Genomic DNA, 22,018 nt, shown 5'->3' on the forward strand with positions numbered 1-22,018 from the left:
AATCTTAGCAATGTGAACGTTTTGTTCATAAATACATTTTACGCTTAAAAAAACAAACCCCAAAAATGAAAAACCTAACTGCAAAAATCCTAAAATTTCAACCCATAACCTTCGTGTTATTCTTTATTATATTACCTCTTATTTCATTAATTATTACGGGAATAATGAGTCTCATCGGAATTTTTGCCGATTTTGAATTTGTTTTTCCTTTAATTTTGATAACGTGTACAATTGCGGCTTCAATTTATTTAATCTGGATTTGGGGAATCGTGTATTATACCGGACAAATACAACATCCGCAATATCCTGATATTCGATATTTTAAAATTTCATATTGGATCATTGTTTCCTGGTTTGTCTTGTTATTTATCAAAAATCTGGAATTGGATATTTTTTACAAACAAATTTTGCTGGACAACTCAATCTGGGCCCTTATTGGTTTTGTAGTAAGTATTTATATGCTAATTGTTTTAGGCTGCTATATTTACGTAAGTTATTTTGTTGCAAAACGAATCATGATAATTCTGGAAGGAAATTCTACACCCGAATTTTTCTTTTTTGCTGCAGTGTGGTGCTTTCCAATAGGGATTCCTTTTTTGCAGGCGCAATTATTAAAACAAAAGACCATTTTTGATTTGGTTTATAAACCGCAGTAAAAGATGTAATATTTTCTAAATTCAGAATAATTGCAATAATAATTAGTATCTGATGAAAGTGATTTTGGAAAGAAATTTAGATTTTAGACAATTTCAAAATTTAATTATTTTGATTTTCTGCTGTACAGCTATATTGCTGGGACTGCATAATTCGTTAGAGTTTCAGAGCATTATTATAGAGTTAGTCTTATTTGTTTTCATTATTTTTTTCTTTACCATTTTATTGACTAAAAAAGGTTTGTATTTAAAGAATGGGATTCTTTATAAAACAGTTTTTTTGTATGGATTTGTTTTAATAAAAAACAGAATTCCAGTCGAAAACTACGAAAAGGTCTTATTATTAGCCGGCATACTTTCGACGAATTATAACGATTCAAAAAAAACACAAGAACTTCATAATTGGGAACCGGATTTAAATGTTTCGGTAAAAAGCTTTTTGATTGTTATGACTAATGAAAGCTTAAATTTAAAGAAAAGAATTATTAGACTTACTAAACCGGATAAGGTAAAAATCGCAATAGATTTTATTGTTGAAAATACGAATTTGGTTTCTGAATAATTTTCTAACTGTTTTATTGTAAGATGGATCAGGAAAAAACACAATTTTTAGATGAACATGTTTTCTGTAATTTAGAAAATCAAAATAATGGCTTTGATTCCAAATTAATTAAATATTTTTCCACTTCAGATTTTGAGATTGTTTTAAGCAGGATTGAAAAACTTGGAATAGGAATTCTTGGTATTGAATCTTGGCTGAATGGCGAATTTTATGATGTGCGGACTCCAGACGATTATAACGTAACTTCATTTGACTCTCGATGGTATAAGAACGCTTTTTTAGAATTTAAAGAGTCTGATAAAGAGTTTTTGTATTCAGCAAGTTATGAATTGCCAAAGAATAGCTTTTGAAAAAAAACATTTGTTTCTAATCTGTTTTTATGTATTGATATTTCATTTTGAATTTCGATACAGCGATTTGTAACTTGGAAATTCCTTCATTTTTACTGGAAAAAATGTAATCCCTATAAGACTATCTATAAATTTTTAGTTTTTAATCTGTTTAATTTTAAATAGTTAATTATTAAAAGATAGTATTATGAAAATCAGATCAATTTTATTAGGCATGAGTCTTGTCATTTCATTAACGGCCTGTAACCCTAAAGATGCCGATATTGAAAAAGCAATCGCTGAAAAATTAAGCAACACGCCAGAAATTCAGGTTACTGTGCACGAAGGAGTTGCTACAATTGTTGGGACCTGCGACGATGAGGCATTTAAAAAGAATATCGAGCGAACAGTTAAAACAGTTAAAGGTGTAAAAACCGTAGTAAACAACTGCCAGTTTCCGGAACCCAATAAAGAACCTGCTGCAGCAGCTGTTATAATTAATTCGGATGCTGATTTAGATAAATCAGTACACAAAGTTGTAGATTCTTACGATGGTGTAAGTGTTACTGTTGTTGGAGGTATTGTAACGCTTTCGGGAGAAATAAAAAAAGATCAATTACAACCTTTAATGCAAAGCATACAGGAACTGAAACCTAAAAAAGTTGACAACAAATTAACTATTAAATAAGAAGTTATGAGTTTGCAGGATAAATATAAAGAGGTAACAAATTTGGCCTATGAATTAGGAATTACAAATTTGCAGGTACGCGAGCAGGATAATGTATTGTATATTGACGGTACAGCAAAATCGGCTGCAGATAAGGATAAACTCTGGAAGACTTATGAAAAAATAGATCCGGAATTCAGATCGGCAGATGTTGTTATGAATATTGAGGTAACACAAGGTTCTTCAACCGAATACACTGTGGTAAATGGAGATTCGCTTTCTAAAATTGGAAAAGCGCACGGGGTTTCATGGCAGGCTATTTTTGAGGCTAATAAAGATATCATAAAAAATCCCGATTTAATCCAGCCGGGCTGGAAACTAAAAATCCCGACAGCCTAGTTTTAATTAATTTAAATGTCCGTCCTGCGACGGGCATTTTTTTACCGCATAGTCAGCAAATTTGTTTTTCTCTGTGAAAATATTTGCTGACTATGCGGTAAAACCTGTGCTGAATTTACTTTGCACCTTTGTGTCTTCGCGATAAGCCCATTGGCAATAATAAACAAGCATTAATTATCTTCCTCTGATACTTAAATCAAACAGAACTTGTGCTGTTTCTAAATCTGAATCTGCAGAAAAGCCGGCTACATAAACGCCTTTTTTGCCCGAAGTCGATTTAATTCCGTATACAACTGCCTCATCGCCAGGGTCAGATTCCCCTTCGTATCGATACACATGAACAATTTCAAATTTCTCAGGATTTTTTCTGATCATGTCAGCATTGCGGTTAAAGTCGCAGGTAAATCCCTTTTCATTCAATTGATCTAAAGCCTTTGAAACAGTTGCGTAATGATACATTCTTTTCATAACAAAATCAGTTTAATAATTATAATTTTAAAGATAACCATTTTAAAATTAAAAAGTTATGACAATTCTCATAAAATCGGAAATTTAAAATTATTATTGTTCCTTAAGAAATCGCTACTTTTGCAGCGCAGACCGCCTTATCGTCGTCCGCCTCGGCGGAGGGAGGAAAGTCCGGACACCATAGAGAAGCATAGCGGGTAACGCCCGTCGGCTCCGATTTTATCAGAGTTAGGACAAGTGCAGCAGAAAGTATGTACAGGTAATGCTGTAGTGAAACCAGGTAAACTCTATGCGGTGAAATACCAAGTATATCGGCATTTAAGGGCTTCTCGTTCGTTGCCGAAGGGTAGGTAGATTGAGTCCTGCAGTAATGCAGGATCTAGATAAATGATAAGGTATTGTCTTCGTTTCTAAAAAACAAGACAAGAACAGAATCCGGCTTACAGGTCTGCATTTTTTATATATTTGTGAACTATCTAACTTATTTTCATGAATATAAACACTCCTGATCCTTCATTAAAAACCAAGAAAAGCCTTTTGTTTATTGTAGTTACAAACCTTACTTTTTGGGTTTTAATTGCCATAATTGCCGGGATTTTACTCGGACATTATTCGCCTCAAAATGGTGTAAAAATGGAAGTATTAGGAAAAAAGTTCATCGATCTGATTAAACTTTTTATAGGACCAATTATTTTCCTGACGATTGTTTTGGGAATTTCCGGAATGGGAAATTTAAAGAAAGTAGGCCGGATTGGTGTAAAAGCTTTAGGATATTTTGAAGTCGTTTCAACAATTGCTTTGGCAATTGGTGTAGCAGTGGCTTATTTGTTTCAGCCCGGAAAAATCGATAAATCCAGCTTAGAAATTGGTGATGCGAGTAAATATACAAGCGGTGCTGCCGAAAATTTTTCATGGTTAGAATTTTTCTTATCTAATTTTACCCTTCAGGTTTTATTGGCTGCAATAATCTGCGGTATAGCTTTAAACTTTTATCAAAAAAGAGAACAGACCATTTTAGTTCTGGAACGATTTTCTAAAGTAGTTTTTACAGGTTTAAAATATGTTATGTACCTGGCACCAATTGGAGCTTTTGGCGGAATGGCCTTTACCATAGGTAAATTTGGTCTTAAAACTTTGATTCCGCTTGGCAAACTCATGCTTTGTGTTTATCTCACAATGGCGTTATTTGTGTTTTTAATTTTAGGAAGTATCCTCAAATATTATAAAATAAGTATTTTTTCGATTTTAAAATATATTAAAGAAGAACTTTTACTGGTTCTTGGAACTTCATCTTCAGAAGCGGCACTGCCAAGTATTATGATAAAACTCGAAAAAATGGGATGCAGCAAATCAGTTGTTGGATTGGTAATCCCGACAGGTTATTCGTTTAATCTGGACGGAACTTCGATTTACCTTTCAATGTCAGTAATCTTTTTGGCGCAGCTGTATGACGTGCATTTGAGTTTCCTGGAAATCCTGACCGTTATAGGAATTTTAATGATTACTTCAAAAGGCGCGGCGGGTGTTACCGGAAGCGGTTTTATAGTTTTAGCGTCAACCTTAACAGCCCTTCATAAAATTCCGGTAGAGGGACTGGCGTTTTTACTTGGCGTTGATAAATTTATGAGCGAAGCCAGAGCCATTACCAATTTAATAGGAAACACAGCTGCCACGATTATCATCTCAAAATCAGAAAGAGATTTTACAGAGTTAAATTTGAATAGTGATATTGAGTAGAATTTTTCCAGCAGATTTAGAAGATCAAAGAGATATTTAAAATATAAATCAGCCGAATCTGCGAAATCTGCGAGAAAAAACTTTACTGCCTTTGCGGTAAAAAACTATGATTCGTCCTTAGTAGTTCGTATCAGGCTGATTCCCGACATGAAAAAGACGATTCCTAATATTCCGTAAATGATAAGCGATTTAATATCCCGGGTTTCACCGGAAGTGCCGGCAAAAATCACGGCTGTATAAATAAGTCCTATAATTCCGAGGATTGTAAGCAACCCGCCGAAAAATCTTTTTAGGTTCATGATTATTAGATTTAAAAGTTCTCTAATAAATTTATTTTTATAATCATGAATTGTTGTTATACAATTGTTTACGAAAATTATATGATTCGCAGAAGCCTACTTTTGAATCTTAAATTCTAAACCAATATTTCGGACACTTTCAATTTTGATATTAGGATCTGAGCTAAAATATTTCCTGAGTCTGCTGATAAAAACATCCATGCTTCGGCCTGAAAAATAATCGTCTTTTTTCCAGACCGACATTAAAATCTGATCTCTCTTTAATAACTGATTATGATTAAGATATAAATATTCAATAAGAGCTGCTTCTTTCTCCGTAAGCTGCTGTACGTGGTTTTGGGTAACAAGAGTCAAACGCTCATTATCAAAAATATACGAACCAATTTCGATTGTATTGTTTCCGTCCAGACTTCTCTTTTGTTCAATTCTTTTTAGGATATTCTGTAAACGCAGCACCAGTTCGTCGACTTCAAAAGGTTTTACAATATAATCGTCTGCACCCAGTTTCAGTCCAATAATCTTGTCTTCTTTCAGCTTTCTTGCAGTCAGGAAAATAAAAGGAGTTTCAGGATTAATTGTAATGATTTTTTCCGCTAGAGAAAAACCGTCCAGTTTAGGCATCATTACATCAAAAACACAAATATCAAAAGTCTGGTTTTTAAAATAATCTAAAGCCGTTTCGCCATTTTCTGCCCAGATTACTTCAAATTGATGCAGTTCTAAATATTGTTTTAAAATTGCTGCAAAATCAAAATCGTCTTCGGCTAAAAGTAATCTTTTCAAAATAAGGTAATTAAACTTTTAATAAAATAGTAAACTGAGTTCCTTTTCCTAAATCGCTGATCACGCTTACAGATCCCTGATGCGCTTTTACGATTTGATTTACATAGTACAAACCTAAACCTAAACCCTTTGTATTGTGCAGGTTTCCTTGTTCAACACGATAAAACTTCTCGAAAAGGAGCGCCTGTTTATTTTTGGCAATGCCAATTCCGTCATCTTCAAAACTTATAGAGAATTGCTTATCGACAATTTTTGTCTTTACTGTAATGGAATTCGAACCGTATTTTACGGCGTTTTCCAGAACATTTAAAAACGCGGTTGTCAGATGAAATTTATCCAGAATTAAAACGGTTTTTGAAGTCCCGAAATCAGTTTTAATATCAATTTTTGGAAAAGTAAGTTTAAAATCATTTACGATGGAAAGCAGGAAATCCTCGGTATCAATTTTTTCTTTCTGCAGTTCGATTTCATTTTCAGCGAGTGAATTTGCCATAACCTGGTCAATCAAACTCTGAAGCCTGTTGTTCTGACGAGAAATTGTATTTACAATCGAATTAAAATTTTCATCGTTATCACGAATATTTTTCTGCTCCAGAATCTTTGTCGAGATTCCAAGGGTTGCCAGCGGCGTTTTGAGTTCGTGGGTAATATTATTGATAAAATCAGTTTTTACATCGCTGACTTTCTTTTGTTTAATCAAAGCTTTTATGGCAATTACAAACAGACTTATCAGTGTTAAAATCGACAATAAGGACAAAACCAGTATAAAAGCCATTCTTCGCAGAATAATCATTTCCCAGTCGATAACCGAAACGTACATTGAATCTTCTGTCAATAATTTATAATCTTGATTTTCAAAAATTCCGTTTGTTGTTCCTACATAACTTCTAACCAAAAAAGCGTGGTTTAATGAAGTCAGGTTTCCGTAAAGTTTGTTTTGAATAAAAGGTTTTTCTGAGAAAATAGTATCAGCTTTTTGTGTGTTTTTATAAAGGATAAATTTATTGAGGACAATCGCAAAATCAATTTTAAAATTAGGAAGATCCCTTTCAAATTTTCTTTGAAGCTGTTGTGTTATCGCACTTTGAAATTCGGTTTCCAGAACACCTTTTTTAATGTCAAGTCTGGTATTTTTTCCCTGAATATAATTTTCTGAAAGTTTCTTGTAAAGCGTTTCTTTTTTAGCGGTTAATGCCGAATCGATATCACTGTAATTATTGGTAATCTGACCAATTTCGTTTTTAATCTGCGTATGAAACTGCGCAACTTTATAATCATAAGCCGTTTTTACCAAATAACATTGCACCGTTGTTAAAACCACAAGGGCAAGCACAGAAAATGCGATTAATAAATTGATTCTTCGTTTCATGTTTATTTGAAATTCTGTTTCAAAAATACTGCTTTTACCAATCAAATAGCAGATTAACCCTGCATTAACCTCCGATTAACTTTCGCAACTCGTTTTTCAAAGCATTTTTGCATCATCACTAACCAAATTTCTTTATTTAAAAAATGACTATTTATCTGCCCGTAAAACTGCTTTTGGCACTATTGCTTTTCAGTTTGTCTTTTATTGCAAATGCTCAAAATGAAACACCAAAAGATTCTGTTTCAAATGAATTGAACGAAGTTGTAATCAGTCAGAATAAAAAGACTTTTACCAATTCAAACGGAAATATAAAAGTAGACGTTGCTAATTCTGTTTACAATTCGATCCTGGATCCGGTTGAACTGCTTTCAAAACTGCCTTTGGTTCAGATTAGTTCAGATCGTGAAAGTATTTCAATTGTTGGAAAAGGAAATCCGTTGATTTATATTGATAATCAGAAAGCCGGAATGAACGATTTGAATGCCCTGGCTGTCTCTGATATTAAAACGATCGAAATTATTCAGAACCCGTCATCTAAATACGAAGCCGAAGGACGTGCCGTGATTTTGATAACCAGAAAACTAAGTAAAAAAGACAGTTTTAAAATGGATATTTTTGAAACAGCTTCATTCAAAAAATATTGCAATAATTATCTTGGATTTAATTCCAGTTTTAAAAAGAATAAACTCGAATGGAAAGCCAGTTTTAATTACAACAAATTAGAACCGTGGGAAAGTCACAGTATTGCATATCAGATTCCGCAGGCTCAAATTATATCCAGTTACGATGTGTCAGCAGTTACAAAAAGGAATAAATATATTTTTGGAGGCGGTTTGTTTTATAAAATTAACGACGAGGATTATTTCTCCGTCAATGTAAACGGCAGATGGCAGAACGATACTTTTGATATCAATGCATTTACATTTAATAAAAATCAGGATCAGGAAAATCATGTTTATACTTTTAGTGATAATACCAGTGACAAGAATTTTATTAATTCATTTTTAAATTATTCAAAGAAATTAAAAACAATTGATACAAAGCTTTTTATTGGTCTGCAAGGTTCTAATTTCAATCAGCATTTATGGACTTTAGTTGAGAATAATTTCAATAATACACGGCCGGAATTATCACAAAACCGTGATCAGAAATTTAATGTCGATGTTTTTTCCGGAAGAATTGATCTGGAAAAAAAGTTTAAAAATGATATGAACTGGGAATACGGAGGCTTGTATTCGGCTGCAAAATCCAAATCAGATTATGATGTTTTTGATTTTGAAAAAAATGAAAATACCAATTTTGATTATAATTTTAAAGAAGAAAACGCAGCCGTCTATTCACAGCTGTCCGGAAAAATTAAAAAAGTAAATTTCTCAGTTGGATTACGGGTCGAAAATACAAATGTTAACGGAAAGTACAGCACAGAAAGCTCATCGCAGATTGATAAAAATTATACGAATCTCTTCCCGAAAACCCAGTTTTCGTTTTCAATAGACAGTTCAAAGAGTGTAAGTATAGATTATTCTAAAAGTATTTCCAGACCCAATTATTCGTCACTAAGTATGATTGGCGTGTATATAAATCCGTATTTTATTTACGGAAGTAATATTAATTTAGTCCCCACTTTTATGGATGTGATTTCAGTTGCTTTTCAATATCACGATAAATCGGTAAAACTGACTTTGTATCAAAATAAAAATCCCGTTTATCAGGATTTTGTATTTGATGATGCAAGCAATGTATTGACATTTAGCGAGAAAAATTTCCAAAAAGAATCCGGTTACAACATAGAGTTCACGCTTCCGTTTACTTATAAAATCTGGACGAATACCAATTCATTGGTTTTTGCCACAAATAAAATCGAAGACGATTTGGCATTGTTTAATTCTTCAAAGACCTATTTGTATTATTACTCCAATAATACTTTTAAACTGCCAAAGGATTTTACATTCGTTTTGTCGTTTTGGGGATCAACCAAACAGAAAGAAGGTGTTTTTGAACGAAATGCCAAACTAATTTTTGATATGTCGCTTGCCAGATCTTTTGGTAAAAACTGGAATTGTACACTGAATTATAATGATATTTTTAAAAATACCATTTACACAGAAAGATTCACCATAAACAACATCGGCTCCAGAGCAAGATATTTAGTCGATGCTAATGAATTTTCGATTACACTTCGTTATTCTTTCGGAAAGATAAAAGATTCAGAATATAAAGAAAAGAGCGTCAATGAGAATGAAAATCGTATTCGATAAAAGGCTAATATCAAAAATTCCAAATTCCAATTCGAAATGTCAAATTGGAATTTGGAATTTAAATTATGTAATTTATTTTAAGATTGAGATTTAAAAATTTGAAGAATTAACCTTCATCTTCTTCGCGTATTTTTACAGCGGCCATGTCGTCCGGAAGTTCTTCTTCATCGTCTGTAGAATGCAGTTCGAAGAAACTAAAATACGAACCGCCGTAACTTTTCTGAAACGAAAAATTACTTAAATGATCCAATTTGGTATATTTTGAATGTTCGATAATCATCATACCGTCTTCAGAAAGCAGTTCTCTTTCAAAAACCGTAAGCGCAATTTTTTCAAAAGCCGCCTGATCGAAACCGTAAGGAGGATCTGCAAAAATGATATCGTATGATGTTTTACAATTATCAAGAAATTTATAAACATCGCTTTTTGTAGCAGCAATATCAAAATCGAATTCTGATGAAACCTGTTTAATAAATTTCACACACCCAAAATCACCGTCGATTGAGGTAATAGGCGCACTGCCGCGCGAAGCGAACTCGTAACTTATATTGCCGGTTCCCGAAAATAAATCCAAAACCTTTAAGCCGTCAAAACTAAAATGATTATTCAAAACATTAAATAATGCTTCTTTACTCATGTCAGTCGTAGGTCTTACAGGAAGGTTTTTTGGTGGAAAAATCCGACGCCCTTTGTATTTTCCTGAAATAATTCTCATGATTGAAATAAGATATAATGTTTTTGATTTTGAGCAGTTGTATAATTGTTTCTTTCTTTTGCCGTGGTAACATCCAAAAAGGAAACATTGCGTATGTATTTGTAAGCCATGGCATAAAAAGTGTCATTTTCTGTAATCGTACCCAGCAGTTCAAGCTGAAAAATCTCAGGATTTAAATTCAGCTGCTCGGCTGTAAAAAGAATGTAATAAATAAAATCTTCCGGTTTTTCATATTCAAATGAATTGAATAACAGAAGTTTTTGGTTTTGAACCACAAGAATCTCAAAATGATCCGGATTAAAATTCACGATCATTTTTTTCTCGTCATTATTTTTGGAAGCTTCCAGAATTTTTTCTGCCAGAATACTGTTTACGTGTTTATAATCAAATGAACCCACATTGTCAATCAAAAAATTGTTGATGTTGATATACGGAATATAAACAGAGTGCATTTCGTAATTCAGAATGTGGTCGTAAGTAAAAAAGTCCGTTTCAAAAACTTTGGTGGTATATTGCAGATAACTTCCTAAATAATTCTCATCAAACAGTGCAGTAGGAACAAAAGTCGAAAGATTATTACTGTGTATTACTAAAATATCATCATACGTTTCCTTTAATTCAGGATGTTTTTTAAATGCCTCAGCGTACAAATCCTCTATTTTGTTTTGTTTTTGCACATTATCAAATACCACTTCATTAAAAGAAGTGATGGTATTGTTTAAAGTATCAAAACAAGCAAATGAGAATCCGTTCAGCGAAACCTGAATCGAAAGTTTTTTATATTTTTTTGATGTGATATTTGTATTGTGTAATGACATATTTGATTTACAATTCGTTACCGGCGCTGAATAGAAAGAATTTTAGGCGACCACAAACTTACAAATTAAAAAGGAACAAATATAATTGCAATTTTAAAAATCAATATTACAAGAACGTTAGCACAGTATTATTTTTGTATTATTTAACCTATTTTTTGCTTTTTTGAACCATTTAAGTAAGATAAGCTGTTTAAGTTTTAAAAACAGATATGAAAAGATTCTGCATCAGTGATACAAATTTACGCTCTAAAATAATATGAACTTTTATCACTTACATAATTTAAACCCTTAAGATAGCACCTTAATTTTTTTAATTGCCATTGTTATTGACATTAATTATTGCCATTGCCATTGATATTGCCATTTGACTTTTTTGGTAATTGATATTGTTATTGCCAGTGCCATTAAAAAAACCGAACTTTGCAGGCCAATTTGATCTCATGAATTCACCATTATTTTACAGCCTTTTACAGAAAAGATTTCCTTTTGCACCAACATATAAGCAGGATATCTTTTTTCAGAAAATTGCTATTTTTTTAACTGAACCCAAAAACGATACGATTTTTGTGCTGAAAGGATATGCCGGAACCGGAAAAACAACCGTGATTTCGACAATCGTAAACAATCTTGGCGACATCAATAAAAAATTTGTACTGCTGGCCCCAACCGGACGCGCAGCGAAGGTAATTTCGAATTATTCTAATACGCAGGCTTTTACGATTCATAAGAAAATATATTTCCCAAAAAAATCATCGGGTGGAGGAGTAGCTTTTACCAAACAGGTCAATAAACATAAAAACACCATTTTTATAGTCGATGAGGCCTCTATGATTTCAGACAGCACGCTGGACAGCGGATCGCTTCTCGACGATTTGATTTACTACGTGTATTCAGGAACGAACTGTAAAATGATTCTTTTAGGAGATACGGCTCAGTTACCACCGGTAAATCTGGATATAAGCCCGGCATTAGATATTCAGACTCTGGGTGTTCATTACGACAAAGAAATCGAACATATCGAACTTGATGAAGTAATGCGTCAGGAAGAAAATTCAGGTATTCTGTACAACGCAACCGAATTACGTGAACTGCTGAAAGAATCCTTTATAACCGAATTCAGGTTTAATGTAAAAAAGTTTAAAGACATTGTTCGTCTAACCGATGGTTATGATATTCAGGATGCCATAAACACGGCGTACAGTAATTATAGTATTGAAGACACAGCATTTATTGTGCGTTCTAACAAAAGGGCAAATCAATATAATGAACAAATCAGAAGCAGGATTTTATTTAAAGAAAGTGAACTTTCTGTTGGGGATTTTTTAATGGTGGTAAAGAACAATTATTACTGGCTGAAAGAAACCGATGAAGCCGGATTTATTGCCAACGGTGATATTATCGAAGTTCTGGAACTTTTTGGGATCAGGGAGTTATACGGATTTACTTTTGCAAAAGTAAAAATAAGGATGGTCGATTATCCAAACCAAAAGCCTTTTGAAACGGTCTTGATTTTGGATACTTTAAAAAGCGAATCACCTTCTTTAACTTACGAAGAAAGCAATCGCTTGTACGAAGAAGTAATGAAAGATTATGAAGATGAGCCAACGAAATACAAAAGATTCCAAAAAGTAAAAGAGAACGAATATTTCAACGGACTTCAGGTAAAATTCTCTTACGCCATAACCTGCCACAAATCGCAGGGAGGACAGTGGAATACGGTTTTTATTGAACAGCCGTACCTGCCTGACGGAATTGACCGTGATTATATAAGATGGCTTTACACTGCCATGACCAGAGCTAAAAATAAATTATATTTGATAGGTTTTAAAGACGAAAGTTTTGAAGAGTAACTAGAGTTTTCAGCCGACCCGAGCGATAGCGAATTATAGAAAAAAAATCGTGAAGCGCAGGCGGAAAAAAATTGCAGAAAAGATAATAACCAGAAGGATTTTTCCTCGTAACAAAATATAAAAATGAAAATAATAGCGGTAATTCCGGCGCGATATGCTTCGACACGTTTTCCTGCAAAGCTGATGCAGGATTTAGGAGGCAAAACAGTAATTCTTAGAACATATGAAGCTGCGGTTTCAACAAACTTATTTGATGACGTTTTTGTAGTAACTGATTCTGATTTAATTTTTGATGAAATTGTTTCCAATGGAGGAAAAGCCATTATGAGCATCAAAGAACACGAATCTGGCAGTGACCGAATTGCCGAAGCCGTTGCCGGTCTGGATGTTGATATCGTGGTAAACGTTCAGGGCGATGAACCTTTTACAGAAGCCGGACCTTTAGAACAGGTTTTATCTGTTTTTAAAAATGATGAAGACAAAAAGATTGATCTGGCTTCCTTAATGCGAGAAATAACCAGCGAAGACGAAATTAACAATCCTAATAATGTAAAAGTAGTGGTTGACCAGTCACAATTTGCCTTATACTTTTCAAGATCAGTAATTCCGTATCCGAGAGATAAAGACGCCGGAGTACGATATTTTCAGCATATTGGGATTTACGCTTTCAGAAAACAGGCATTATTAGATTTCTACAGTCTTCCTATGAAATCTTTAGAAGCTTCTGAAAAACTGGAACAGTTGCGATATTTAGAATTCGGAAAACGTATTAAAATGGTTGAGACAAACCACGTAGGAATCGGAATTGATACGGCTGAAGATCTAGAAAAGGCGAGGGCTGTTCTGGCTTCTAAATAAACTTTACGATTAAACGCCGTTATAACCGATTTGCTTTTGCGAAAGCGCGGATTTAAAAACGGATTTTCTTTAAATCAAAAAAGCTCAACTTTAAGTTGAGCTTTTTTTGGATATTATTTTTTCTTTTTCGCTTTTGCCTTCTTTTTAGATTTGGCTTTCTTTTTAGCAATTTTTTTAGCCTTAGCTTTGTCTTTCGCTTTTTTCGCTTTTTCTTTTTTCTTAGCAGCAGCTTTTAGTTTTGCTTTTTTGGCTTTTTCTTTCTTCTTGTCTTTTTTAGCTTTATCTTTTTTCTTGGCTAACTTCTTTTTTTCTTTGTCCTTTTCTTTGTCTTTCACTTTCTTTTCTTTTTTAGCAGCAGTTTCTTTATTAGAAACTACTTCATTAGTAGTAATAGTGTTTTCTTCTACAATTGGTGTTTCTACGACTGCCGGTTTAATGGTTGGAACCGTTACTTTTTTAGCAGGAGTTCTGCGTGCTGCCGGTTTTACAGTTGCAGAAGCAGGAGCTTTTGTAGTTGTCGTTTTTGCTGTTGTCGTTTTTGCAGCTGTTGCGGCCGGTTTTGCAGTTGTAGTTCTTGCCGGAGCTTTACGAACTGGCGTTTTAGCCGGCACTGCGTTTTCTGTTTTTATATCTTCTGCAGCTGGCTGAGGAGTTTCAGGAGTTGCGGCGTCGATCTTCTCAGGAGTACTTTCTTCAGTTTTGTTTTCCATATTATTGTGCTTTTAGATGAGGATGTAATTAACAATGTGACTAAATTGTTAAGTTTTAGTTAAGTAAAGATAATTATAAAACAAGTTTTTCAATGTTAAGTTTTTTAGGAAAATTTACATTTAACACATTGAAAGTTAAAGGATTAATTTTTTGGGTAAAATTAAAAACCAAAATCTCTTAACAATTCTACATGAAAAAATAGAAGAAATTGCTGTATAATTAACGAAATATGTACTCAAATTCGTTCTTTTGAAACGCATTTAATCCAGTCCAGATGCGGACAGCATCTTTTTATGACGATCCTTTTGTGAGCCGTAAAAAAGAAGTGTACAGATGGGAAACAGCTCAATATACTTTATAGAAAGATTTAATTGGTAATGGCTTCCAGAATTTTGAAATTACTTTTTGGAGCTTCGCATAATGAACAGCAATAATCCTCGCCTAAATCACTAAATAAAATACCTTTTGGAATTCCCTGAGTTTTGTCTCCGTATTCAGAATTATAAAGCGTTAGACATTCCTGACATTGATAAATATCTAATTTGGGCTTTTCTTTCTTCTGCTGCTTTTCATTGCTTTCTGCAGTAGAATTTCCGAGTTCTTCAAAATATTTTCGGCTTAATTCAATTAAAATTGTTGGAAGTTCCAGTTTGTCAATATCCTGCGAGTGTACAATATATTCGCGTGTATTTGGGTCAAAATTCTTCGCAAACAATACATTATAAGTATCCCTGATTTTAATAGATTCCAAAGCTGCAGGAAGTTCATTTTTTTCGATAACAATCGAAGTGAAATAATGTCCGTCGCGGTTGTATTCTGAAATTCCGAAATTGAGCCCGTAGGTGCTGATATCGAATTGATCTAGTGTACGAACTAAAAACGTTTTAAGATTCAAAGCCCATTCCATCGCAACGGGTAAATGCCAGTTTAATTCTAATAAGGAATGGCGAACGTTGATTCCTCTTTTGCCCAGGAATTTTTCCCATTCCAGTTTTCGGTCTTTTGGAATTCCTTTTATAATGAATGATTTCCAGGGTGTGATACAAATTTTTCCAATTTTGCATTCAAAACACAAATCGCACATTTCTTTTAGGAAATCTAAATTGTATAAATTATTTCGCCAATATAATCCCAGCCAGTATTGATCAATCCCCATTCTATTCATTCCTTCATAATATGGAAATGGATAAAACGAAATATGCAGCGGTTTGTCTATTGTTCGGCTATTTGTATCCAAAGCCTCGCTGACCAGCGTAAAAAGTAATTCGATATCTACAGAATCTTCTTCGGATATTTTTTCGATTTCATAATAAATTTTCGCCAGATCCCAGCTGTAAAGCAAAACCGGATACACTTCCATCTTTTCCCATTTTGGGAGACGAATGTATAAATACCAATAATCTTCATGATCTGAAGCAATGAAATTTAAATGACCTGTAAATAACGGCACCAGCTGTTGTTTCGGATCGGTTATGTTGACTTTAAGTTTTGGCTGTTCTTTAAATTCTTCCAGAACATATAAAAAACGGTTTCCGGTAAGCCAGTTTGTATTTCTGAAAATATCTGTCGAAACATAAGAAGAAACGATATTATTACCGCTTTTCTGATCGGGATAAACAAAATGATATTTTCCTAAAGTAGTTTTATCTAAAGATTTAAATCCCTGAGGAAAAATAATATCCTGTCTGGAACCAAAGGAAATAGAATCTAAACCTTCGTCTATTGCTATATTTACAACTTCTTTTAATTCTCCTGGCGAAATAACTCCTCCTTTTACTATTAATCTTGTTAGTTCCATAGTTTTTATTTTGTTTCAGGTTTCAGGTTTTCTTTGTTTCAGGTTTTCTTTGTTTCAGGTTTCAGGTTTTCTTTGTTTCAGGTTTTACCACAATCTTGTCATTTCTGTAAAGGTTACTTATTTCGGTAACGGATTTATCATTTCAATTGGTTTTTTTCCATCAATTCCCTGATGTGGTCTTTCATGATTGTAATAATACAAATATTGTAATAATTCCTCTTTCAGTTCTTCTTGCGAATCAAAATCAGTATCCCGTAATAAATCCTCTTCGAGAGTTCTCCAAAAACGTTCAACCTTGCCATTTGTCTGCGGACGGTAAGGTCTTGTGTACCTGTGAACTATTCCTAATTCCATGAGCATTCTTTCAAATGGATGCTGATTTTTTACCTTGCTTGTTTTGATTCCAAATTCAGCCCCATTATCAGACAATATCTCTTCAAATTTTATTTCATAATGACTGCTTAAGATATTCAAGCACTTTAATGAGGCAAACATTACTGTTAAACTCGTGATGTCCGGAACTAATTCTGCCCAGGCAATACGGCTGTAATCATCAATTACACAGACTAAATAGAGTTTTTTGTTTTCTCCGCGAATTACGCTTTTGCTTAAATAATGACAATCAATATGACCCAGCTGTCCCATTCTTTCTTTGATTATTTTCTGATGATTCTTTTTGATCTTCGGAGTTAATCTGTTTATTTTATGCCGCTTTAAAATATTGTAAACTCCAGAATATGAGGGTGTGTATTTTCCCAATTTGGGATTTAAGATACTAACAATTTCATATTTATTGTTTCCCTTTTCCCGTAATTCAACCACTTTTTGTTCTATGAACGGCAAAGGGCGTCTGGTTTTATATTTTGGGCCACGTTTTTGAGGCAGTAAATCTACTGACTTTCCACTTTGTTTATATCGATTATAATACTTTAAAAAACTCTTTCTGCAAGTATCATTGGCCGTATAAAAATCCATTGCCTTCTTGTACAAGGGATGGGTCTTGTTTTTAACTTGTTCATATTCTTTAATTAGAAAACGGTACTTCTCTAAATAGTTTCTTTCCAATGTTGAATCCTGACTATTGTTTCTCATCCCAACAAAATTTATTAAAGTTAAATTTTGTTACCGAATTATCTAACTTTTACAATTTCGACGGAGGAGAAATCACACGCGGGATGCGACAGAGATTGGAAAATTCACTTTGTAGAATTTCTATTGTGATTTCTCGTTCCTCGAAATGACAAACGAAGCGAACTTGAAACTTGAAACCTGAAACGAAAAAACTGAAAAAAAACTATTTACACTTCGCTAATATCTCTTTTACTTCTGTCTTGCAGCTGCCGCATCCTAAACCTGCGCCTGTGTTTTTGCATAATTCCGTGAAATCATTGATACCGCTTTTGATGCTTTCTTCGATGTTTCCGGCGCCAACCTGACTGCAGGAACAAACCAATTTCCCTAAAACCGGTTTTGTGTTTGAACTTCCTCTTAAAAGCGTATTTCGTTTGTCTGATAATTCGATTTTGCTTTCGATCATGGTTTTAAATTCGGCAAACTCATTTTTATCTCCCATTAAAATTGCACCAACCAGAAGGTCATCTTTTACAATACATTTTTTGTAATAGCGTTTTTTCAAATCAGTAAAAACAATTTCTTCGTACGAATCGTCATTTTCCGGAATTGTGAGATCGCCAATACTGCAAAGATTAATATCTTCTAATTTTAGAATATTCATTAAAATCGAACCTTTATAATAACTGCTGATATCACCGGCAAGGAAATTCGCCAGAATATTGGCCTGTTCTTCGGCAGCAGAAGTGATTCCGAATAACTTATTATTGAATTCGGCAATTTCCCCAATCGCAAAAATATCCGGATTTGAAGTTTGCAGGTACTGATTTACTTTCACACCACGTCCGCAGGCTAAGCCGCTTTCACGTGCAATTTCGATATTTGGAATTGTTCCAATGGTATACACAATTGCATTTGCTGTGATGATTTTACCGCTTTTTAGAGCAATTTCAATTTCATTCGGATTATCGGTTTCGAAAACAGTGCTGACTTCATTATCAAAATAAATCTGAATATCACGAAGCTGTACTTCTTCGGCTAGTAATTTACTTGAAATTCGGTCTAACTGGCGTTCCATTAAACGTGAAGCGCGCTGAATAATCGTAGTTTTTACTTTTTTATGTTTTAAAGCCGCCGCTAATTCTAATCCTAATAAACCGCCGCCAATAATAACAACATGCTGTTCTTCCGGCGGAAGATTGGTGCTGTCTAAATGTTTTTTCAAGCGATCGGCATCTTCTTTTCGTCTAACGGTGAATCGACCCGGAAGATGGAGCTGAGCGTTTTCAGGAACAAACGGACGGCTTCCGGTTGCTAAAATCAAAGAATCGTAAGTATGGATTTCGCCTTCGATGTCTGTGATTGTTTTTTTGCTAGTGTCTATTTTATCAATTGCAGTTCCGGCTTTCATGGTAATTTTTAATTTATTGAAAGTTTCTCCGTCTTTGACTTTTAAAAGCTGTTCCCAAGTGAATTCTCCTGTCATATATTCCGGAAGCAGAACACGATTGTAAAACGGATTTACTTCATTAGAAAAAACAATAATTTCATCATTCGAATTGAATTCGCGGTAATTCTGTATGAATCGGAATGAAGCAGCACCTGCACCAACAATGGCAATTTTTTGAAATGGTTTTACATATTTTTTAATCGATACGGTTGTGAATTTAAAATCGGGTTCTTTTGAAACCGGATCGACAACGATATTCGTTAAATTGTTGGTTCTGTTTAAATCATTTTCAAGCTGTTTCCCCCAATGCATCGGCAGGAACAGTACTTTTTCTTTAATCGAATCAGTTACTTTTGCTTTTACGCGTACTTCACCATTTTGGCTTGAAACCACTACAATATCTCCATTTTTAATATCGTTTTTAAAAGCATCAATCGGATTTATTTCTAAAACAGGACTCGGGATATGCGTCAATAATCTCGATACTTTTCCAGTCTTTGTCATTGTATGCCATTGATCACGAACTCTTCCCGTTGTTAAAATAAAAGGAAATTCTTCATTGGGCTGTACGGATGTATTTTCGATTGAAACCGGAAGATTAAAAATAGCTTTTCCGGATGGGGTATAGAATTTTTTATCTGTAAATAACCTTGGTGTTCCGGGATGATTATAATCGGGAACAGGCCATTGAAAAGTTCCTTCGTTTTTTAATCGGTTGTAATTCAGGAATGAAATATCAATATTGGTATTTTTAGTAAGTGCACAATGCTCTTTATAAACTTCTTCGGCACTGTTGAAATTGAACCCGTTGAAATTCATTTTTTTAGCAAAACGAATTAAAATTTCAATATCAGGAAGTGCTTCTCCGGGCGGATTAATTCCTTTTGGCAGATACGAAATACGACGTTCCGAATTGGTCATTGTTCCGTCTTTTTCCAGCCATCCGGCGGCGGGCAGTAATAGATCGGCAAATTTGGCCGTATCAGCATTATGCGAAATATCCTGAACAACGACGAATTTGGCATTTTGAAGCGCTTTTTCTGCTCTTCTCGAATCCGGTAAACTTACTAAAGGATTGGTGCAGATAATCCAGACCGCTTTCATTTTTCCCGATTCTAAAGCTTCAAACATTTCTGTTGCTGTTAAACCCGGTTTATCTGAAATTTCGCCAACACCCCAAAAATCAGCTACTTCTTTGCGATGTGCTGGATTTGCAATGTCTTTATGTGCGGCCAAAAGTGTGGCCATGCCGCCAACTTCACGTCCGCCCATTGCGTTGGGCTGGCCCGTTAATGAGAACGGTCCGGAACCCGGTTTTCCAATTTGTCCGGTTAATAAAGACAAATTCAGTAATGCTGTATTTTTATCAACACCAACCGCACTTTGGTTTAATCCCATTGCCCAAAGAGAAATAAATCCTTTGGCTTTTCCGATGATGTCAGCTGCGAGTTTAATATCGTTTACGGGAATACCGCAGAGTTTGGAAGCTTTTTCTAAAGAAGTGCCCAAAACTAAATCCTTGTATTGCTTAAAATTTTCGGCGTTGTTTTTTACAAAATCATGATCTACGTACCCTTTTTCGATAATGCGTTTTGCAATGGCATGATACAATATCACATCAGACCCCGGAATGATCTGTAAATGCAGATCAGAGAAAACAGCGGTATCTGTTCGTCTTGGATCAATGCAGATTATTTTGACTTTCGGATTTTTCTCTTTGTGTTTTTCTAATCTTCTAAAAAGAATAGGGTGGCACCAGGCAGGATTTGCACCCGTTATTAAAAATGTGTCTGCCAATTCGATATCATCGTAAGCAATTGGAACAGAATCTTCGCCAAAAGTTTTTTTATATCCCACAACTGCAGAACTCATGCAAAGTCTGGAATTGGTGTCGATATTATTGGTTTTCAAAAAACCTTTTACGAGTTTGTTGACTAAGTAATATTCCTCGGTTAAACATTGTCCGGAAATATAAAATCCAACACTGTCTGGTCCATGCTTTTTTATTATTGAAGAAAAAACAGCAGCGGCTCGGTCAAGTGCAGTGTCCCAGCTTACACGTTCCAGCGGATAGGATTTACTGCCCCGCATTTCGGGATATAAAATTCGGTCTGAAGTGTCATTTACAACGTAATGCAGATTCATTCCTTTAGAACACAACATTCCTTTGTTTACAGGATGGTCTTTGTCGCCTTCAACCATTACACCGTTTTTAGAATCGTTTGTCACGATAATTCCACAGCCAACACCGCAATAGGAACAGGTAGTTTTTATCTTTTTATTTTGCATTTACAGTTTTTTTTTGGATAAAACGTATTGAATAAAAATCGTGTTCTAAATATTTTACGTATACAAAAATACGTATTTTTACGTATTTATACGTATTTTTTGAATTTATTTTTTACTTTTGATGAAAGTAAATGAGGAACAAGAAATTAGTTTTAAACGGATAAAAATTAGAACTCATGAAAGAAGAGCAAATGACTTGTTATTCCTGCACCAATGAAAATTGTTTAATTAAGAAGCATCTGCATTTGGAACAGATGCGTGCCTATGTTTTAAAAAAACAAAATATAAGTTGTAGAAAGTCAAATCGGTTTATCACTGAAGGCGCGCCTTTGCATGGTCTCTATTTTATTTGTAAAGGCAAAGTCAAAACGGTAAAAACAGGAATCAACGGCCGTGAGCAGATTGTTCGCCTGACCAGAAACGGCGATATTATTGGTTTTCGCGGATTCGGAACTAGTAAACGTTACTTAATTGGTGCTTATGCACTCGAAGATACCGTTTTGTGTAATTTTAGTAATGAGACCATGCTCGAAATTTTACAGCAGATTCCCGAATTTACCTATGCCTTGATGTTGTTTTATGCAGATGAATTAAATAAAAGTGAAAACAATATTCGCAAAATAGCACACATGAATGTCCGCGAACGTGTAATTGATTTGCTGCTTTATATTCATCGTAAATTCGGACAGGTGAATGGTTTAATTGATATTGAACTTTCGCGGAAAGAAATTGCAGATTTTGCAGGAACTACTGAGGAACAGGCAATTCGAATTATATCCGGTTTAAAAAGAGAAGCATTGATTAAAACCGAAGGAAAACGTGTCGGGATTTTAGAAATTTCAGAATTAAGATCTGAAATTATGGAGCATAAATATTTTTGTTGAGAGACAAAGTTACAAAGCGACAGAGTTGCAAAGGTTTTGCCATGTACATA

The 22,018-nt window shown here is 34.2% G+C and carries 20 protein-coding genes and 1 other RNA gene; 11 read left to right on the forward strand and 10 right to left on the reverse strand.

From position 1 onward, the window contains the following. Positions 1-65 precede the first annotated feature (65 nt). The 5 genes from OZP11_RS22050 (at position 66) to OZP11_RS22070 (ending at position 2,610) form a co-directional block, all read left to right on the forward strand. Positions 66-656 (forward strand): hypothetical protein, encoded by a 591-nt coding sequence (locus OZP11_RS22050; protein ID WP_281232643.1) that lies wholly within the window; start codon positions 66-68, stop codon positions 654-656. 52 nt (positions 657-708) lie between these two features. Then, positions 709-1,215: a hypothetical protein gene (locus tag OZP11_RS22055; protein ID WP_281232644.1), complete on the forward strand. Its 507-nt coding sequence runs from the start codon at positions 709-711 to the stop codon at positions 1,213-1,215. 23 nt (positions 1,216-1,238) lie between these two features. After that, entirely contained in the window at positions 1,239-1,565 is a 327-nt protein-coding gene (locus tag OZP11_RS22060) for a hypothetical protein (protein WP_281232645.1), read from the forward strand. A 187-nt stretch (positions 1,566-1,752) separates the two neighbouring features. After that, entirely contained in the window at positions 1,753-2,232 is a 480-nt protein-coding gene (locus OZP11_RS22065) for a BON domain-containing protein (RefSeq protein ID WP_281232646.1), read from the forward strand. 6 nt (positions 2,233-2,238) lie between these two features. After that, complete coding sequence (locus OZP11_RS22070) at positions 2,239-2,610, forward strand: LysM peptidoglycan-binding domain-containing protein (RefSeq protein WP_281232647.1); 372 nt, start codon at positions 2,239-2,241, stop codon at positions 2,608-2,610. 174 nt (positions 2,611-2,784) lie between these two features. Here OZP11_RS22070 and OZP11_RS22075 read toward each other — a convergent pair whose 3' ends face one another. Continuing rightward, the gene (locus OZP11_RS22075) at positions 2,785-3,078 is read right to left on the reverse strand and encodes an SH3 domain-containing protein (RefSeq protein ID WP_281232648.1); all 294 of its coding nucleotides are present in this window, start codon (positions 3,076-3,078) and stop codon (positions 2,785-2,787) included. A 124-nt stretch (positions 3,079-3,202) separates the two neighbouring features. Here OZP11_RS22075 and rnpB point away from each other — a divergent pair. Both rnpB and OZP11_RS22085 read left to right on the forward strand, forming a co-directional pair. After that, an RNA gene (gene rnpB, locus OZP11_RS22080) (RNase P RNA component class A) lies at positions 3,203-3,537 on the forward strand. Between the two features lie 30 nt (positions 3,538-3,567). Next, a complete protein-coding gene (locus OZP11_RS22085; RefSeq protein ID WP_281232649.1) occupies positions 3,568-4,815 on the forward strand; it encodes a cation:dicarboxylate symporter family transporter in 1,248 nt (415 codons plus the stop codon). Between the two features lie 104 nt (positions 4,816-4,919). Here OZP11_RS22085 and OZP11_RS22090 read toward each other — a convergent pair whose 3' ends face one another. The 3 genes from OZP11_RS22090 to OZP11_RS22100 all read right to left on the reverse strand — a co-directional run bounded on the left by OZP11_RS22090 (position 4,920) and on the right by OZP11_RS22100 (position 7,266). Next, complete coding sequence (locus tag OZP11_RS22090; protein WP_281232650.1) at positions 4,920-5,114, reverse strand: hypothetical protein; 195 nt, start codon at positions 5,112-5,114, stop codon at positions 4,920-4,922. 96 nt (positions 5,115-5,210) lie between these two features. After that, complete coding sequence (locus OZP11_RS22095; protein WP_281232651.1) at positions 5,211-5,897, reverse strand: response regulator transcription factor; 687 nt, start codon at positions 5,895-5,897, stop codon at positions 5,211-5,213. A gap of 10 nt (positions 5,898-5,907) precedes the next feature. Then, entirely contained in the window at positions 5,908-7,266 is a 1,359-nt protein-coding gene (locus OZP11_RS22100; RefSeq protein ID WP_281232652.1) for a sensor histidine kinase, read from the reverse strand. A 143-nt stretch (positions 7,267-7,409) separates the two neighbouring features. Between OZP11_RS22100 and OZP11_RS22105 the strand changes: the two genes are divergently transcribed. Beyond that, positions 7,410-9,524: an outer membrane beta-barrel family protein gene (locus OZP11_RS22105; RefSeq protein WP_281232653.1), complete on the forward strand. Its 2,115-nt coding sequence runs from the start codon at positions 7,410-7,412 to the stop codon at positions 9,522-9,524. 106 nt (positions 9,525-9,630) lie between these two features. Here the strand turns inward: OZP11_RS22105 and OZP11_RS22110 are convergent, their stop codons facing one another. Continuing rightward, complete coding sequence (locus OZP11_RS22110) at positions 9,631-10,239, reverse strand: RsmD family RNA methyltransferase (RefSeq protein WP_281232654.1); 609 nt, start codon at positions 10,237-10,239, stop codon at positions 9,631-9,633. Continuing rightward, positions 10,236-11,057, reverse strand: coding sequence for a DUF3822 family protein (locus OZP11_RS22115; protein ID WP_281232655.1), 822 nt, complete (start codon positions 11,055-11,057; stop codon positions 10,236-10,238). Before OZP11_RS22115 ends, OZP11_RS22110 begins: the two co-directional genes overlap by 4 nt. A 440-nt stretch (positions 11,058-11,497) precedes the next feature. Here OZP11_RS22115 and OZP11_RS22120 point away from each other — a divergent pair, with 440 nt between their 5' ends. Further along, the gene (locus OZP11_RS22120) at positions 11,498-12,907 is read left to right on the forward strand and encodes an ATP-dependent DNA helicase (protein ID WP_281232656.1); all 1,410 of its coding nucleotides are present in this window, start codon (positions 11,498-11,500) and stop codon (positions 12,905-12,907) included. Positions 12,908-13,030: 123 nt separating this feature from the next. Next, a complete protein-coding gene (gene kdsB / locus OZP11_RS22125) occupies positions 13,031-13,765 on the forward strand; it encodes a 3-deoxy-manno-octulosonate cytidylyltransferase (RefSeq protein WP_281232657.1) in 735 nt (244 codons plus the stop codon). 113 nt (positions 13,766-13,878) lie between these two features. Here the strand turns inward: kdsB and OZP11_RS22130 are convergent, their stop codons facing one another. The 4 genes from OZP11_RS22130 to OZP11_RS22145 form a co-directional block, all read right to left on the reverse strand. Continuing rightward, entirely contained in the window at positions 13,879-14,475 is a 597-nt protein-coding gene (locus OZP11_RS22130; RefSeq protein WP_281232658.1) for a hypothetical protein, read from the reverse strand. A 368-nt stretch (positions 14,476-14,843) separates the two neighbouring features. Continuing rightward, a complete protein-coding gene (locus tag OZP11_RS22135) occupies positions 14,844-16,274 on the reverse strand; it encodes a rubredoxin (RefSeq protein ID WP_281232659.1) in 1,431 nt (476 codons plus the stop codon). A gap of 117 nt (positions 16,275-16,391) precedes the next feature. Further along, entirely contained in the window at positions 16,392-17,366 is a 975-nt protein-coding gene (locus tag OZP11_RS22140; protein WP_281231038.1) for an integrase core domain-containing protein, read from the reverse strand. A 202-nt stretch (positions 17,367-17,568) separates the two neighbouring features. Further along, positions 17,569-21,084 carry a nitrate reductase gene (locus tag OZP11_RS22145; RefSeq protein ID WP_281232660.1) on the reverse strand — a complete coding sequence of 1,172 codons (3,516 nt, stop codon included), beginning with the start codon at positions 21,082-21,084 and terminating at the stop codon, positions 17,569-17,571. A gap of 176 nt (positions 21,085-21,260) precedes the next feature. Between OZP11_RS22145 and OZP11_RS22150 the strand changes: the two genes are divergently transcribed. Continuing rightward, positions 21,261-21,968, forward strand: a complete 708-nt coding sequence (locus tag OZP11_RS22150) for a Crp/Fnr family transcriptional regulator (RefSeq protein WP_281232661.1) — start codon at positions 21,261-21,263, stop codon at positions 21,966-21,968. Positions 21,969-22,018 lie beyond the last annotated feature (50 nt).

Origin of the sequence: Flavobacterium gelatinilyticum (assembly GCF_027111295.1) — a bacterium.
Taxonomy (GTDB): Bacteria; Bacteroidota; Bacteroidia; order Flavobacteriales; family Flavobacteriaceae; genus Flavobacterium; species Flavobacterium gelatinilyticum.